This window comes from Aliivibrio finisterrensis (assembly GCF_008933155.1).
GTDB classification, from domain to species: Bacteria; Pseudomonadota; Gammaproteobacteria; order Enterobacterales; family Vibrionaceae; genus Aliivibrio; species Aliivibrio finisterrensis.
Genome location: NZ_WBVP01000011.1, coordinates 77,364 through 92,829, shown reverse-complemented (window position 1 = coordinate 92,829; position 15,466 = coordinate 77,364). Strand labels below are relative to the sequence as shown.

Below are 15,466 nucleotides of genomic sequence, written 5' to 3'. Positions count from 1 at the left end.
ATCCTTTTATTTGTTGGTTCAAATAGGGTGACAATGAAATGGACCGAATTAATCCATATCATTACTTTGTTGAATTCGACGAAGCGAGCACTCTCTACGGCTCTCCTCTTTTGTCAATTCCAACAATGTTTCTTCAATATAAGCAAGATGTGAGTGCGACGCCAAACGAGCCTCTTCAGGCTTCCCTGACACTATCGCTTCTACAATCTCCGCTCTATGCTCTCTTACCTTTTCTACCACCGATTCACGACGATTTAATAGGGTAAAATTTTGTAATACATTTTGTTCAAGCAAAGGCTCCAGGCTACGTACCATGTGAAGTAATACCACATTGTGCGCTGATTCTGTCACCGTTATAAGATAGTTCATAACAGCGGAAGCTTCCGCTTTAATATCCCCATCTTGTTGTGCTTGTTGGATTAAATAATGTGACTCTTTAATCCGCTTAAAATCTTCGTCATTACCACGTAAAGCAGCGTAATAAGCTGAAATACCTTCCAGCGCATGGCGCGATTCGAGTAAATCAAATTGTGTTTCAGGATGCGTCGCTAATAAATCTAACAACGGCTCTGAAAAACTTTGCCATAAGCCCTTATTAACAAAAGTGCCACCACCTTGGCGACGAGTTAATAAATGCTTCGCTTCTAAACGTTGTATCGCCTCCCTAACTGAGGGGCGAGAGACATCAAACTGTTTCGCTAACTCTCTTTCTGCTGGTAATTTCTGACCTGGGGAAAGAGTTCCTTCTAAAATCAGCCGTTCAAGCTCTTGCTCGATTACATCAGACAGCTTTGGCTGACGTATCCTTTGATATGTCATCGTAGCTCGACCTAATTTAAGTTGATTACTTCTCACATTACCATGAGTCATTCGTCACTTTAAATAATTGGTATTACCAATTTAATTTGAGAGGCAATTTATCATTAAAAAAGGGAATTTGTCTAGATAAAAGTTGATTTGAATCATGGAACAGAGTTGATTTACACCTTTAATTAACATTATGAAAACATGGTATTTATAATTGGTATGACCAATTGGATTTTCACAATAAATAAAACCGCTTCAAAATTAAGAAAAAACAATAAAAAATCATACCGCTAACTCCTTCTATTTCCTTAACTTATGGTATTTATCCCAATTAAATGAAAGGCCAGGATCACTCTTTCTAAACGGGGCAATATACTGGTGACCTGTAATTCTTTTATCTCTTATCAATGGGTAAGCGCCTTGTAGCACGTTTGTTACGGCTGCCAGGTTTTCATATTGTTCTTGCGTGTATGCCGTAAAATCAGTGCCTTCTAACTCAATACCAATACTAAAATCATTACAACGTGAACGACCTGCAAATGAAGATGCCCCTGCATGCCAAGCCCTTGCATTAAATGGGACAAATTGAATGACGCTACCATCACGTCTAATTAGGCAATGAGCTGATACTCTAAACTGATGAATAACGTTAAAGAAGGGGTGTTCATTAGGATCTAACGTTCCGGTAAATAACTGCTCTATGTACGGGCCACCAAATTGCCCTGGCGGCAAACTGATATTATGGACAACCAATAATGAAATATCTTTATCATCAGGACGCTCGTCATAAAATGGTGAGACGACATGATTTGCTTCATTAAGCCAATGATCTGTTGATAAAGTGAATATCATCATTTATTCCCGTTCAAATTAAACTAATCTTTGTATCTTATGATGAAATTCTGCTCTAGCGCGAGTATTATTGTCGCCATAATCCTATTTCACACATTCAATGGACCTTACCATGATCAAAACCCATGATAGCGCCTCTCGCCTTGAGTATTTAAAACAACAGCTTCCCGCAGAAATCACTCGTGCGGTTTCTGACACATTACGTGAGGATTTAGGCGGTACATTAGAGGTAAGTACAGATATCACAGCAAGTTTAATCGCTGAAGATACGCAGTCTGTAGCAACCATCATCACTCGTGAACATGGTGTGTTTTGTGGAAAAATGTGGGCCGATGAAGTCTTTAAACAACTGGGCGGTACCGTTTCTATTGAATGGCATGTAGAAGATGGTGATAACGTAGAGCCAAACCAAACGCTTTGTACGTTAACAGGCCCAGCTCGCACACTATTAACCGGTGAGCGTAATGCAATGAACTTTATTCAAACCCTATCTGGGTGCTCAACCGTAACAGCAACCTACGCTGAAAAAATTGCACACACCAAATGTCGCCTGCTTGATACTCGTAAAACCATTCCGGGTTTACGCAGTGCATTAAAATATGCTGTCGCTTGTGGCGGTGGTTTCAATCACCGTATTGGCGTATTTGATGCCTACTTAATTAAAGAGAATCACATTATCGCGTGTGGCGGAATTGAAAAAGCCATCACAACAGCAAAAGAGCTTAACCCTGGTAAGCCAGTAGAAGTTGAAACGGAAAGTTTAGAAGAGCTGCAACAAGCGATTGATGCAGGGGCTGACATTATCATGCTCGATAACTTCACCACTGACATGATGCGTGAAGCCGTAAAAATTAACGCTGGTCGTGCCGCACTAGAAAACTCTGGTAATGTCACTTTAGATACGATTGCTGAGTTTGCAGAAACGGGGGTTGATTACATCTCTGTTGGCGCACTAACAAAACATCTTAAAGCCATGGATTTATCGATGCGCTTTAAGTAAATCGTCACATTATCAATAAACAAAAAGTCAGCAACTTGCTGGCTTTTTTTATTACACAATTTCCCTCTTATATCTTTGATATTATTCACATAATTAACAGCTTACCTAATAAGTTAAATGAATGTATTTAAATTAAGACTTGCGATCGGAAGCAAGGTTTAATTTATGACTTTTTGAAGTGAATCGTATTTGATTTTTTACGCTTACATTCATCACATTACAAACTTACTACTCACTCGAAAGCCTCTCTTTTCTTTCTATCATATCTCTATTCGTTTTACTATTTTACCCATTAAATAAAATATGAATCATCCCTGATTCATCTTGGAGAGAAATATGAAAAAGCGTCAAGGACAGAAAGGCTTTACCTTAATTGAATTAATGATTGTAGTTGCCGTCATTGGTGTGTTAACCGCTGTGGCTGTACCTCAATACCAAAACTACGTAAAAAAAGCAGAGCTTGGCGTCGGCCTAGCAAATATTGCCGCGTTAAAAACAAATATTGAAGATTATATTGCAACAGAGGGGGTGTTTCCTAATGCTAGCGAGGACGAAGAGGATTTCACTCGCCTTGGTACATTCAAGGATTTAGGTACAGGGGATATCGCTATAGCACAATCTGGTGCTGTTAGCGCTGCAGGTAGCATTACATTTAAACTAAATGACGATAACAGCGCCACAGGTAAGGCTGTGACACTAACAAGAGATGGTAATGGAAAGTGGAAATGTACAACGACTGGGGAGGCTGCCATTGCCCCTGCAAAATGTACTCCACCTGATACAGAAGAAAATGACAGCTAGATATAAATGCATACCAATCTAGCTTCAATCTTGCGTCAAGCTGAGTTAATCAGCGCGACGCAAGAAAGCAGCATCATAGAGTCAGTTCAAGCAGAAACGCACACCGTGCCTTCTGCTCTGTTAGCTCAGGGGATCTTTACGCCTGATGAACTGGTCAGTCACCTTGCTCAAATCTTTGGGCTTGAGGTGATCAATGTGACCCAATTTGATTACGCTGCCACTTGTCAAAAGTTGGGGCTTCGCGATCTCATTACTCGTTACCAAGCCCTTCCTGTCAGTTATGACAATTGCACCATTCGTCTTGCTGTTGCCGATCCCAGTATTGCGCAAATAGAAGATGATTTTCGCTTTAGCAGCGGAAAGCAAATTGAATTAATGCTTGCCGATCAAGGGCAGATCCAAGCAGCCATTCGCCGTGTCTACGGTGTAGGATTATCAGCAAGCAATAGCCAACATAAAGAGATAACTCAAGATGAGTTAGCCTCACTGGTTGATGTGTCACTTGATGAGATAAGCGCCACAGAAGATCTCAGCCAAGACGATGCCCCTGTCACTCGTTTTATTAACCAAATTTTATTAGAAGCGGTCCGAAAAGGGGTTTCAGATATTCATTTTGAGCCCTATGAAGAAAGCTACCGTGTTCGTTTTCGTTGCGATGGGATCTTAGTAGAGAACAGTTCACCCTCTTCACATTTAAGTCGCCGTCTTTCTGCTCGCTTAAAGATCATGGCTAAACTTGATATTGCAGAGCGCCGCTTACCACAAGATGGCCGTATAAAGCTCAAATTGAATAATGACATATCCATCGATATGCGTGTCTCTTCACTTCCCACGCTATGGGGAGAAAAAATTGTTTTACGTCTGCTAGATAGCAGCGCAGCAAGTTTGGATATTGATAAATTAGGCTACAGCGACAAACAAAAAGAACTTTATCTTAACGCATTAAAACGTCCTCAAGGGATGATATTAATGACGGGTCCTACAGGCAGCGGCAAAACCGTCTCTCTCTACTCTGGTTTAAACATTTTAAATACCACCGAAAAAAACATATCCACCGCTGAAGATCCGGTTGAGATTAATCTTAATGGAGTAAACCAAGTACAAGTCGCACCTAAAATCGGTTTTACTTTTGCCCATGCCTTACGCTCTTTTTTACGACAAGATCCAGACATCGTCATGGTAGGGGAAATTCGAGATCTTGAAACAGCAGAAATCGCAGTAAAAGCCGCTCAAACAGGGCACTTAGTGCTGTCTACCTTGCACACTAATTCCGCAGCAGAAACCGTCGTTCGCTTAGGCAATATGGGAATAGAAAACTTCAACCTTGCCTCTTCTCTTAGCTTAATTATCGCCCAACGCTTAGCAAGAAGACTTTGTCCTCACTGTAAAGACATTGACAACCTCAGTTCAGAAACAAGAGAAAAGTACGGCATCGATTTATTAAGCACTGTTTTTAAAGCTCGACTTGAGGGCTGTAATGAATGTACTCATGGGTACTCAGGCCGTATTGGTATTTATGAAGTTATGCCTTTCACTCGAGAACTGTCCACTGCGATCCTTAAAGGGGCAACGGTAAGACAAATAGAACAAATCGCGGTTAACCAAGGCATGGATAATCTCGCTGCCTCAGGCATAAAACGTCTTGAAGATGGCACGACAAGCTTGCAAGAGCTTACGCGTGTTCTTTACTTTTAATTCTTATGTAAGTCACTTCTCATGCTAAAACAAAAAACAAAAATAAAAACGCTGACCCTACATAATTTCCAATGGCGTGGCATTAATAACACGGGGAAAAAAGTATCAGGGAAATTACTTGCCCTTACCGAAATAGAAGTCAGGGCAAAACTCAATGAGCAAAACATTCAAATAAAGAAAATTAAAAAACGCAGAATTTCTAGCGTAGAAAAAATGAAGCACGCCGTTAAACGAAAAGACATCACTCTATTCACTCGCCAGTTAGCGACAATGCTTAGTGCGGGTGTTCCTATTGTTCAATCATTACAACTCATCGCTGAAAACAATATTAAAGCTGAAATGAAATCCATACTCAATCAAGTCTGTTTATCAATAGAGGCGGGAACTCAACTTTCAAAAGCACTCTCTACTAGCTGCTCTCATTTTGATTCTTTTTATATTGATTTAGTCGCGACAGGAGAAGAGACAGGCAGTTTATCGCACGCCTTTTCTCGTTTAGCAGAATACCGAGAAAAGAGTGAAGCATTACGAGCAAAAGTCGTCAAAGCGATGATATACCCGACCATGGTTTTTGTTATCGCGATTGCGGTTACTGTTTTAATGCTGGTGTTTGTGATTCCAGAATTTGAAGCCATTTTTAAAGGGTTTGGCGCCGTACTGCCCTGGTTTACCCAGCAAGTTGTCAATGCTTCTCATTTTTTGCAAAATTATGGTTTTTGGATTCTCTTAACCTTACTATTACTGACTGCCTCACTGCGTTTATTAAGCAAAAAATCTTATGCCTTTCGCCGGTTTCTCAATCGCCATTGTTTACAGTTCCCAATCATCGGACCGGTACTGTCTAAAGCCGCTATCGCTAAATTTAGTCGAACATTGGCCACCAGTTTTAGTTCAGGATTGCCTATTTTACATAGCCTAAAAACCACCAGTAAAACCGCTGGAAACCTTTATTATCAAGAAGCCATAAATTCAGTACAGCAGAATACCGCCGCAGGAATGCCTCTCTATTTAGCCATGCGCCACACCCAAGCCTTTCCTGAAATGGTATTACAAATGGTCATGATTGGTGAAGAATCGGGAAAATTAGACGATATGTTGAATAAAGTGGCATTTGTATATGAAGATGATGTTGATAACACCGTTGATAATTTAGGGAAAATCCTTGAGCCCTTTATTATTCTCTTCTTAGGGATAATGATCGGTGGTTTAGTTGTATCAATGTACTTGCCTATCTTTAATCTAATGAGTGTGATTGGTTAAAAAATAGGAGTAGAACCGTAAATAAAGACTCTTCACTACTTCATTTTTGGGAATTCTGATACCATCAACCCTATATACTTAATCTCATTTTGGACGTCCTTTCATGGCTGTTTTTGATTACTACCCTTGGCTTTTTCCTCTCTTTGCTACCCTGTTTGGTTTATTGATTGGTAGTTTTCTCAATGTGGTGGTTTATCGCCTCCCTATTATGATGGAGAGAGAGTGGAAAAAAGAGTGTATTGAATGCTTTCCAGACTTAACGCCACAGAATAAGCCAGAGAAAACGGAAGAAACATTTAACTTAAGTGTTCCTCGTTCTCGTTGCCCTAAATGCAATACTCCAATTAAATTTTATGACAACATCCCTGTCATTAGCTGGTTATTATTAAGGGGTAAGTGCCGTCAATGCAGTAATCCGATCAGTTTTCGTTATCCTGCAATTGAATTACTCTCAGGAGCAATGTGCTTTACGGTTTCTTATCTATTTCCTTTTTCTTACTTTGCCATTGCCGCGGTTATATTTACCTTGGTGCTTATCGCCCTAACTTTTATCGATATAGACACCATGCTACTGCCGGATCAAATCACTCTACCTTTATTATGGTCAGGTCTTTATTTAGCCTTAGTGGGTTGGAGTCCGGTAAGCTTAACCGATGCAGTAATTGGTGCGATGGCTGGTTACCTTATTTTATGGTCAATTTATTGGGGCTTTAAATTACTGACTGGCAAGGAAGGCATGGGGTATGGTGACTTTAAATTACTCGCTGCACTTGGCGCTTGGCTCGGTTGGCAGCAATTGCCTTTAGTTGTTTTACTTTCGTCTGTTGTTGGTGCGATCATTGGTATTGCAATGTTAAGTGCTCAGAAAAAAGGGCTAGATAAAGCAATTCCATTTGGCCCTTACTTAGCCATTGCTGGTTGGATTTGCTTACTGTGGGGACAACAAATTGGACAATGGTATTTCACTTCAATCTTAGGCTTTCCATTATGAGTTATGTTGTTGCTATTACCGGTGGAATTGGCAGTGGAAAAACCACTGTCGCCAATGCTTTTCAAAACAATCACGGGATTTCTATTGTTGATGCCGACATCATTGCTCGTGAAGTCGTAGAACCAAATACCAAAGGCTTAATGTCGATCACAGAGCATTTTGGGCCGTCCATTTTATTACCAAACGGACAGTTAAATCGAGCAGAGCTAAGACAGCGTATTTTTTCAAATCCAACCGAGAAAGAATGGCTGAATAATTTACTTCATCCGCTGATAAGAGAGCAAATGCAGCATCAGCTCTCATTATCAACCTCCTGCTACACCTTATTGGTTGTTCCGCTATTGGTTGAAAATCAATTGCAATATTTAGCAAATCGCGTGCTTGTTGTTGATGTTTTGGAGCAAACTCAAATTAATCGAACGGCAAATCGTGATAAAGTAAATATAGAGCAAATTAAAGCGGTTCTTGCTTCACAGGCCTCACGAGAAGAGCGATTAGCAATTGCTGATGATGTAATAAAGAATGATCACACTATTTACAATTTAGACAGTGAAATAGCTCTGCTACATAATAAATATCTGCTATTGTCTCAAGTATTTATAAATAAAGAACATTAATAACAACTATGAATGGATCGGCTATGCAAAGGTTTGAACACCCTTTAAATGAAAGGACTCGAATTTATTTACGAATTGAATCTCTATTTCGTAAGCTTGGGCATTCAGCTGATCTAACTCAGCCATTTGAGTATCAAGTTTTCTTTAGTTCTCTTTTTAATATGCTTGATATTTTGGAGCAGGTGCAAGTCAAAGCTGAACTGGGTAAAGATTTAGAAAAACTTCGTCTGCAATATCGCGCTTGGATGGATCTTGAAGGCGTTGACCAATCAGCTTTACTTTCTGTTTTAGATAAAATTAGTCAGGTTCATTATAACTTAATGCAAACGACTCGACCTGGCCACTCTTTAAGAGAAGATCGCTTTCTATCTGCATTAAAACAACGATTTTTTATTCCTGGTGGCGATTGCTGCTTTGATTTACCCGCACTTCACCATTGGTTACACCTTCCTTTAGAAGTTCGTTGCCGAAATACGCATAATTGGATGTCTCAATTACTTTCTCTCTCTGATGCGTTGTCATTATGGCTACGATTAACACGAGAAACCGCGCGTTTTGAGCCACAAATTGCACGTAATGGCTTTATGCAAAGTGAAATGGAAAATGCAAACTTACTGCGCTTAGAAATACCTATTGAACAAGGGGTTTATCCAATGATTTCTGGGCATAAGAGCCGTTTTGCGTTACGATTTATGTCTTTTGAAACCAATAAGAATTGCGAAAAAGACATTGAGTTTACGCTTGCTGTCTGTTGAGGAACCCATGTCAGAATCAAACAACATTCAACCAACTATTGTTAAATGCCCAACATGCCAAGCCGCTGTTACTTGGAACGAAGAAAGTCAATTTCGTCCTTTCTGTAGTAAAAAATGCCAAATGATTGATTTTGGTGAATGGGCTGATGAAGAAAAATCGATTCCTGGTGCTCCAGACATGTCAGATTCTGATGGTTGGTCTGAAGACCAATACTAAGATTAATTCCAATAAAAAAGCGATCATCAGGATCGCTTTTTTTATATCGACTTAAACGATATGGCTTATGATTAACTAAACAGCTCAATAACTTTATTTACTACGGGTACATTCGCTTCAGGAAAATCATAGCCTTTAAGCTCTGAAATGGATACCCATAACCCTTCTTGCCCTTCTTTTCCATAAGGCAGATCCTCAAACTGGGTCACAGTGAAAAAATCAAAGTAGAGAGATTTATCTGGGTAATCGTGATTTAGCGATTCAAATAAATCGAGTTTTGTTGAGTTAATACCAATCTCTTCATACAACTCTCTGATAAGCGCCTGCTCTGCACTTTCACCAACTTCAACCTTACCGCCAGGAAACTCCCAAAAGCCTCCTTTATGTGCTATATCTGGGCGTTTAGTAATAAAGACTTGGTTCTTTTCTGCATTTAAAATGATTGCTGCAACTATATGTAATCGTTTCATGTATAGCCTTTCCTATCTCTATATCACGCTTATAAAAAAGCCGCTAAATGATAGCGGCTTTTATTTTTCAATGAATATCAATAACAGTAAGTATTAACTAGATCTTACCGTGACATTGTTTGTATTTCTTACCAGAGCCGCATGGGCAAGGCTCATTTCGACCCACTTTTCGCTCATCTCGAACTACTGGAGTGTGGTTTTCATCTGACGATTCACCATCATCTAGTTGGTTTTCAGCATTCTGGTGTTGAAGTTGCTGGCGACGAGCTGCTGCTTCTGCTTGTTGACGACGCTGCTCTTCCATACGCTCTACATCTTCTTGTTGCTGCACGCGTACTTTACTTAAAATAGAGACAACATCATATTTTAACGTATCTAGCAGGCCTTCAAACAACTCAAACGACTCGCGCTTGTACTCTTGTTTCGGGTTTTTCTGAGCGTAACCACGTAAATGAATACCTTGGCGTAGATGATCCATCGCAGCTAAGTGCTCTTTCCATAACCCATCAAGTGTTTGTAACATAACTGCTTTTTCAAAGTTACGCAGAACCGATTCGCCTACTGACTCTTCTTTCTCTTTGTAAACTTGAATTGAAGCTTCAATGATCTTCTCACGTAAGTTATCTTCGTGAAGTTTATCATCGCTATCCAACCACTCTTGCAATGGAAGATCTAAATCAAAATCAGCACGTAGACGAGTCGTTAAACCTTCTACGTCCCACATTTCTTCAAGAGATTGAGGTGGAATATATTGACCAAATAACCCTTCAAGAACTTCTTGACGGTTATAACCGATCATTTCACTGATATCATCAACGTTCATTAACTCATCACGCAGTTCGTAAACGACTTTACGTTGATCGTTAGCAACATCATCGTATTCAAGTAATTGCTTACGGATGTCGAAGTTACGGCCTTCAACTTTACGCTGCGCGTTCTCAATTGCTTTTGTTACCCATGGATGCTCAATCGCTTCACCTTCTTCCATACCTAGCTTTTTCATCATGCTAGATACGCGATCCGATGCAAAGATACGCATTAAAGCATCTTCCATTGATAGGTAAAAACGTGAAGAACCCGCATCACCTTGACGGCCAGCACGGCCACGTAATTGGTTATCAATACGGCGAGATTCATGACGCTCTGTACCAATAATATGAAGACCGCCAGCAGCAAGAACAGCGTCATGCGCTTCTTTCCATGTAGCCTTTAATGCTTTGATTTGCTCTTCTGTTGGATCAGACAGTTTTGCAACCTCTGCCTGCCAGCTGCCACCTAAAACAATATCTGTACCACGACCAGCCATGTTAGTTGCAATAGTTACCGCACTTGATGTACCTGCATTTGCAACGATGTCTGCTTCTTTTTCATGGAATTTAGCATTAAGTACATTATGCTTAATTTTTGCTTTTTTCAGTGCATTTGAAAGCAGTTCTGATTTCTCGATTGAAACGGTACCAACAAGTACAGGTTGACCACGCTCAGAACAACCTTTGATATCTTCAATGATTGCAGCAAATTTCTCGGCTTCAGTCATGTAGACTAAATCACCCATATCATTACGTGCCATCGGACGGTTTGTTGGTATAACCACCGTATCTAGGCCGTAAATAGATTGGAATTCAAATGCTTCGGTATCAGCAGTACCTGTCATACCTGACAGTTTATCGTACAGACGGAAGAAGTTTTGGAACGTAATAGAAGCCAATGTTTGGTTTTCGTTCTGAATTTTCACCCCTTCTTTTGCTTCAACAGCTTGGTGTAAACCTTCAGACCAACGACGACCCGGCATTGTACGGCCAGTATGTTCATCTACAATGATAACTTCATCGTCTTTTACGATGTAATCAACGTCTTTTTCAAATAACACATGCGCGCGTAAAGCGGCATTAATATGATGAAGTAGGCTAATGTTTGCTGGAGAGTACAGAGTATCTTCTTGCTCCATCAAGCCTGCATCTTTTAGAAGTTGCTCAACAAATTCTTGACCATTTTCTGTTAGGTGCGTTTGTTTTCCCTTTTCATCTAGCGTGTAGTGGCCTTCACCACGATATTCTTCGCTATCTTCTTCATCTTGTTTTACAAGTTGAGGAATTAGGGTGTTGATTCGTGTATATAATTCAGAGCTATCTTCAGCAGGACCTGAAATGATAAGAGGAGTACGAGCTTCATCGATTAAGATTGAATCCACTTCATCGACTACTGCAAAATAGCGCTCACGTTGAACACGGTCTTCGGCACGGAAAGCCATATTGTCACGTAGATAATCGAAACCAAACTCGTTATTTGTGCCATATAAAATATCACATAAATACGCTTGTTTTTTCTCAGGTGGAGCCATGTTTGGTACGTTAACACCAACCGTCATTCCTAAGAATTCAAAAAGCTCACGGTTGGTTTCAGCATCACGCTTTGCAAGATAATCATTTACAGTAACAACATGAACACCTTTTCCTGTCAGTGCGTTCAAATAACAGGGTAGTGTTGCTGTTAATGTTTTACCTTCACCAGTACGCATCTCTGCGATTTGGCTATTGTTTAGCACCATGCCACCAATCATTTGAACATCAAAATGGCGCATGCCATACAAACGTTTTGATGCTTCACGAACCGTTGCAAATGCTTCTGGTAGTAAATTGTCTAATTCTTCGCCTTGCTCTAGACGTGCACGGAACTCGATTGTTTTCGCTTTTAATTCTTCGTCTTGTAATGATTCGAATTGCGGCTCAAGCTTATTAATTTGATCTACGATTTTACGTAGTTTGCGTAATGTTCGATCATTACGGCTACCGATAACTTTTGTTAGAATTTTAGAAAACATGATTCCGTTGCTTCTCTTTATCTCTTGATCATTACTGATCGGTTTATTCTGAAATGTGAATCAATCGCCTAGAGAATGTACTCTAAGAAAAATACTTCTTTATATACTTATCTTATGGGGATCAGCCCTTGATTTTTCAAGGTCTGCTCTGATTCTTGTGTTGCTAGTCATCATAAGTAATAATTAACAAAGTATAAGCGATATCGTTAAGCAATCCTAAGTTAAATCCGTAGAGTTTGATTTCAATTCTGAAAAATTCAGATCTAATTGGCATTTATGACTTTTTCTTTAATAAAACCCTATTAAATAACGCCCTTGTTGTGAGAATTCCTGATGATGCGAGACCACAGACCCCAACCTGCAAATGATTTTTTTAATAATACCCGCTTTAAAGATCTGCAAGAAAAAGCGATTATTTTATCTAAGCTGTCGCATGTACTAAAAGATGCGCTACCTAAAGGGTGTGAAGATCATTGCCGTGTGGCAAATTATCGCCAAGGATCTTTAGTGATCGAGGTATCGAGCAGCGTTTGGGCAACTCGGATTAATTATGAAAGAATCTCTATTTTATCGACTTTTCGAAAACATGGTTTACCTGGGCTTTCTAACTTAGAAGTAAAGATCAATCCTGATCTTGCTCGATCTTTTGTCAGTGAAAAACCGGCCGTTTATAAATCAGAGAAACAAGCAAAACGCGAGTTATCTGCAGCGGCGGCAAGCGCATTAGAAATGGTCGCAGAAACTGCCTCACCTAAATTAAAAAAACGTTTAGAAAGCCTAGCTGCATTAGCGAATAAGAAGTAAGAAGTAAGAAGTAAGAAGTAAGAAGTAAGAAGTAAGAATATATTAGATATAAAAAAGCCAAGCAAACTGCTTGGCTTTCTTAATTTGATGATGGTCTAGGCAAGTACCATTCCTGGCTGCATAAATGCAACTGGTGACTCTTGCTCATCTTCAATGGTTGTCCACTCCCATGCTTCTTGATCAGCAAGAACAGCACGAAGTAACTGATTATTCAGAGCATGACCTGATTTATAAGCGCTTAATTCACCCAAGATACTATGGCCACACATATATAGGTCGCCTACAGCATCTAGAACTTTATGCGTTACAAATTCATTATCAAAACGTAACCCGTCTTCATTTAGAATACGGTAATCATCTAGTACGATTGCACAATCAAAACTACCACCTAAACATAGGTTTTGTGATTGCAAGTACTCAATATCGCGCATAAACCCGAAAGTTCGAGCTCGAGAGATATCTTTGATGAACGATTGGCTTGAAAAATCAAACACTAACTTTTGGTCATCAGAATCAATCGCAGGATGATTGAAGTCAATAGTGAAATCTAAACGGAAGCCGTTATATGGACGAATTTCCGCCCACTTATCACCATCTTCAATGCGAACAGGTTTCTTAATACGAATGAATTTCTTCGCTGTATTAAGTTCTTCAATACCCGCAGATTGTAAAAGATAAACAAAAGGACTTGCACTGCCATCCATAATAGGAATTTCAGGAGCATCAACTTCAATAACAACGTTATCAATGCCCATGCCTGCTAGTGCAGCATTTAAGTGCTCAACCGTTGAGATTCTTACGCCTTCATCATTAACTAACGCTGTACATAACATAGTATCGCGTACTGACTCTGGGTCCGCAGGGAAATCTACTGGTGGATTAAGGTCGGTACGACGATAAATAACACCTGTATTTGCAGCTGCTGGACGAAGAGTAAGCGTAACTTTACGGCCTGAGTGTAAACCCACGCCTGTCATTTGTACGATACTTTTCAGTGTACGTTGTCTGATCATATGCTCATCTCAACTATAAATATGCTTGATTTCAAACCAATTCTAAGAATTGGTCTGGCATTTTAGCACACAAATTTCTATAAAACCAAATCGTTTGGTGATTAATTAGTCAGCTTGACGTCGTAGAAACGCAGGAATATCCAAATAATCTTCTTTTTGATCTGGTTTAGCTTGTGCTGCACCCGCATTTTGTACACCAGCTGCTGGTGATGTTGACGATGCAGCAGGTTTAGTCGCTTGCACATTTTGTGCCGCTTTCTCTACTGCTGGTTCAACAACTGCGGCTTTTGGCTGTACAGGTGCTTGAGCTGCAGGCTGTGCTGGTGTTGCCACTGGCTGAGCCGGTGCTGCTGCTTTATTTGTCACTAGCGTGATTTCAGGTTTTTTTTCAGTGCCTATACCTGTAGCAACAACGGTAACACGGATCTCATCAGTCATGTCAGGGTCAAGAGACGTACCAATAACTACCGTTGCGTTATCTGATGCGAATGCTTTAACTGTATTACCAACAGTTTCAAATTCATCAAGACGCATATCTAGACCAGCAGTGATGTTTACAAGAACGCCACGCGCACCAGCAAGATCGATATCTTCAAGTAATGGACTTGAAATCGCTTCTTCCGCTGCTTGCTCTGCACGGTCTTCACCCACTGCGATACCGCTACCCATCATTGCATGTCCCATTTCAGACATAACAGTACGAACATCGGCGAAATCTACGTTGATCATACCAGGGCGTGTAATTAGTTCAGCAATACCTTGAACCGCATTACGAAGAACATCATTTGCTTTTGCAAATGCTTCTAATAATGTAATACCACGACCAAGTACTTTTAACAGCTTCTCGTTTGGAATCGTAATTAATGAGTCAACGTGTTTTGATAACTCTTCAATACCTTGCTCAGCAAAAGCAAGACGCTTACGACCTTCAAAACTAAACGGTTTTGTAACAACAGCAACCGTTAGAATATTTAGCTCTTTCGCGATTTCAGCAATAATTGGTGCAGCACCTGTACCAGTACCACCACCCATACCAGCAGCGATAAATACCATATCGGCACCAGCCAGTACTTCTTTAATCGCTTCACGATCTTCTAGCGCAGCATCACGACCAACTTGCGGGTTTGCACCTGCACCTAAGCCTTTTGTGATGTCTCCACCAATTTGAATCACTGTATTTACACTAGTCTTACGAAGAGCTTGCGCATCAGTATTTACACTAATGAATTCAACACCTTCAATTGACTCACGTACCATGTGCTCGATAGCATTACCGCCACCGCCACCTACACCAACTACTTTAATTACTGCTTCGTCGGACATTTCCATCATCGGCTCAAACATTTGTTCTCTCCGTTTCTTC

The 15,466-nt window shown here is 40.2% G+C and carries 15 protein-coding genes; 9 read left to right on the top strand and 6 right to left on the bottom strand.

All coding sequences use genetic code 11. The annotated features are described in order from the left end of the window. Positions 1 to 48 precede the first annotated feature (48 nt). Both pdhR and ampD read right to left on the bottom strand, forming a co-directional pair. A complete protein-coding gene (pdhR, locus tag F8B77_RS11235; protein WP_130047198.1) occupies positions 49 to 819 on the bottom strand; it encodes a pyruvate dehydrogenase complex transcriptional repressor PdhR in 771 nt (256 codons plus the stop codon). Between the two features lie 288 nt (positions 820 to 1,107). After that, on the bottom strand, positions 1,108 to 1,659 hold the full coding sequence (gene ampD, locus F8B77_RS11230; protein WP_151655429.1) for a 1,6-anhydro-N-acetylmuramyl-L-alanine amidase AmpD: 552 nt from the start codon (positions 1,657 to 1,659) through the stop codon (positions 1,108 to 1,110). Between the two features lie 112 nt (positions 1,660 to 1,771). Between ampD and nadC the strand changes: the two genes are divergently transcribed. From nadC to yacG, 8 genes are all read left to right on the top strand, one after another. Next, positions 1,772 to 2,659, top strand: coding sequence for a carboxylating nicotinate-nucleotide diphosphorylase (gene nadC / locus F8B77_RS11225; protein ID WP_167512809.1), 888 nt, complete (start codon positions 1,772 to 1,774; stop codon positions 2,657 to 2,659). A gap of 336 nt (positions 2,660 to 2,995) precedes the next feature. Then, positions 2,996 to 3,460 carry a pilin gene (locus F8B77_RS11220; RefSeq protein WP_151655413.1) on the top strand — a complete coding sequence of 155 codons (465 nt, stop codon included), beginning with the start codon at positions 2,996 to 2,998 and terminating at the stop codon, positions 3,458 to 3,460. Between the two features lie 6 nt (positions 3,461 to 3,466). Then, positions 3,467 to 5,155: a type IV-A pilus assembly ATPase PilB gene (gene pilB, locus F8B77_RS11215; RefSeq protein WP_151655412.1), complete on the top strand. Its 1,689-nt coding sequence runs from the start codon at positions 3,467 to 3,469 to the stop codon at positions 5,153 to 5,155. A gap of 21 nt (positions 5,156 to 5,176) precedes the next feature. Continuing rightward, positions 5,177 to 6,415 (top strand): type II secretion system F family protein, encoded by a 1,239-nt coding sequence (locus tag F8B77_RS11210; RefSeq protein WP_151655411.1) that lies wholly within the window; start codon positions 5,177 to 5,179, stop codon positions 6,413 to 6,415. A gap of 103 nt (positions 6,416 to 6,518) precedes the next feature. Next, a complete protein-coding gene (locus F8B77_RS11205; RefSeq protein WP_151655410.1) occupies positions 6,519 to 7,406 on the top strand; it encodes a prepilin peptidase in 888 nt (295 codons plus the stop codon). After that, positions 7,403 to 8,023, top strand: a complete 621-nt coding sequence (gene coaE / locus F8B77_RS11200; protein ID WP_151655409.1) for a dephospho-CoA kinase — start codon at positions 7,403 to 7,405, stop codon at positions 8,021 to 8,023. Before F8B77_RS11205 ends, coaE begins: the two co-directional genes overlap by 4 nt. A gap of 8 nt (positions 8,024 to 8,031) precedes the next feature. Next, on the top strand, positions 8,032 to 8,778 hold the full coding sequence (gene zapD, locus F8B77_RS11195) for a cell division protein ZapD (RefSeq protein ID WP_151655408.1): 747 nt from the start codon (positions 8,032 to 8,034) through the stop codon (positions 8,776 to 8,778). A gap of 7 nt (positions 8,779 to 8,785) precedes the next feature. After that, positions 8,786 to 8,995 carry a DNA gyrase inhibitor YacG gene (gene yacG, locus F8B77_RS11190; protein ID WP_130043980.1) on the top strand — a complete coding sequence of 70 codons (210 nt, stop codon included), beginning with the start codon at positions 8,786 to 8,788 and terminating at the stop codon, positions 8,993 to 8,995. 71 nt (positions 8,996 to 9,066) lie between these two features. On the opposite strand, the gene mutT is transcribed toward yacG, so the two are convergent. Next, entirely contained in the window at positions 9,067 to 9,465 is a 399-nt protein-coding gene (gene mutT, locus F8B77_RS11185) for an 8-oxo-dGTP diphosphatase MutT (RefSeq protein ID WP_151655407.1), read from the bottom strand. A 97-nt stretch (positions 9,466 to 9,562) separates the two neighbouring features. Then, positions 9,563 to 12,286, bottom strand: a complete 2,724-nt coding sequence (secA, locus tag F8B77_RS11180) for a preprotein translocase subunit SecA (protein WP_130087762.1) — start codon at positions 12,284 to 12,286, stop codon at positions 9,563 to 9,565. 333 nt (positions 12,287 to 12,619) lie between these two features. Between secA and F8B77_RS11175 the strand changes: the two genes are divergently transcribed. Beyond that, positions 12,620 to 13,090: a DUF721 domain-containing protein gene (locus tag F8B77_RS11175; RefSeq protein ID WP_244298253.1), complete on the top strand. Its 471-nt coding sequence runs from the start codon at positions 12,620 to 12,622 to the stop codon at positions 13,088 to 13,090. 95 nt (positions 13,091 to 13,185) lie between these two features. Here the strand turns inward: F8B77_RS11175 and lpxC are convergent, their stop codons facing one another. After that, positions 13,186 to 14,103: a UDP-3-O-acyl-N-acetylglucosamine deacetylase gene (lpxC, locus tag F8B77_RS11170; protein ID WP_130043977.1), complete on the bottom strand. Its 918-nt coding sequence runs from the start codon at positions 14,101 to 14,103 to the stop codon at positions 13,186 to 13,188. A 105-nt stretch (positions 14,104 to 14,208) separates the two neighbouring features. Continuing rightward, on the bottom strand, positions 14,209 to 15,447 hold the full coding sequence (gene ftsZ / locus F8B77_RS11165) for a cell division protein FtsZ (RefSeq protein WP_151655406.1): 1,239 nt from the start codon (positions 15,445 to 15,447) through the stop codon (positions 14,209 to 14,211). Between the last annotated feature and the right edge of the window lie 19 nt (positions 15,448 to 15,466).

Bases quoted from the DNA above. Each gene is read 5' to 3' on its own strand.
- pdhR (WP_130047198.1), bottom strand. From the start codon at position 819: ATGACATATCAAAGGATACGTCAGCCAAAGCTGTCTGATGTAATCGAG.
- nadC (WP_167512809.1), top strand. From the start codon at position 1,772: ATGATCAAAACCCATGATAGCGCCTCTCGCCTTGAGTATTTAAAACAA.
- lpxC (WP_130043977.1), bottom strand. From the start codon at position 14,103: ATGATCAGACAACGTACACTGAAAAGTATCGTACAAATGACAGGCGTG.
- mutT (WP_151655407.1), bottom strand. From the start codon at position 9,465: ATGAAACGATTACATATAGTTGCAGCAATCATTTTAAATGCAGAAAAG.
- F8B77_RS11175 (WP_244298253.1), top strand. From the start codon at position 12,620: ATGATGCGAGACCACAGACCCCAACCTGCAAATGATTTTTTTAATAAT.
- ampD (WP_151655429.1), bottom strand. From the start codon at position 1,659: ATGATATTCACTTTATCAACAGATCATTGGCTTAATGAAGCAAATCAT.
- F8B77_RS11210 (WP_151655411.1), top strand. From the start codon at position 5,177: ATGCTAAAACAAAAAACAAAAATAAAAACGCTGACCCTACATAATTTC.
- coaE (WP_151655409.1), top strand. From the start codon at position 7,403: ATGAGTTATGTTGTTGCTATTACCGGTGGAATTGGCAGTGGAAAAACC.
- F8B77_RS11205 (WP_151655410.1), top strand. From the start codon at position 6,519: ATGGCTGTTTTTGATTACTACCCTTGGCTTTTTCCTCTCTTTGCTACC.
- pilB (WP_151655412.1), top strand. From the start codon at position 3,467: ATGCATACCAATCTAGCTTCAATCTTGCGTCAAGCTGAGTTAATCAGC.
- yacG (WP_130043980.1), top strand. From the start codon at position 8,786: ATGTCAGAATCAAACAACATTCAACCAACTATTGTTAAATGCCCAACA.
- zapD (WP_151655408.1), top strand. From the start codon at position 8,032: ATGAATGGATCGGCTATGCAAAGGTTTGAACACCCTTTAAATGAAAGG.
- F8B77_RS11220 (WP_151655413.1), top strand. From the start codon at position 2,996: ATGAAAAAGCGTCAAGGACAGAAAGGCTTTACCTTAATTGAATTAATG.
- ftsZ (WP_151655406.1), bottom strand. From the start codon at position 15,447: ATGTTTGAGCCGATGATGGAAATGTCCGACGAAGCAGTAATTAAAGTA.
- secA (WP_130087762.1), bottom strand. From the start codon at position 12,286: ATGTTTTCTAAAATTCTAACAAAAGTTATCGGTAGCCGTAATGATCGA.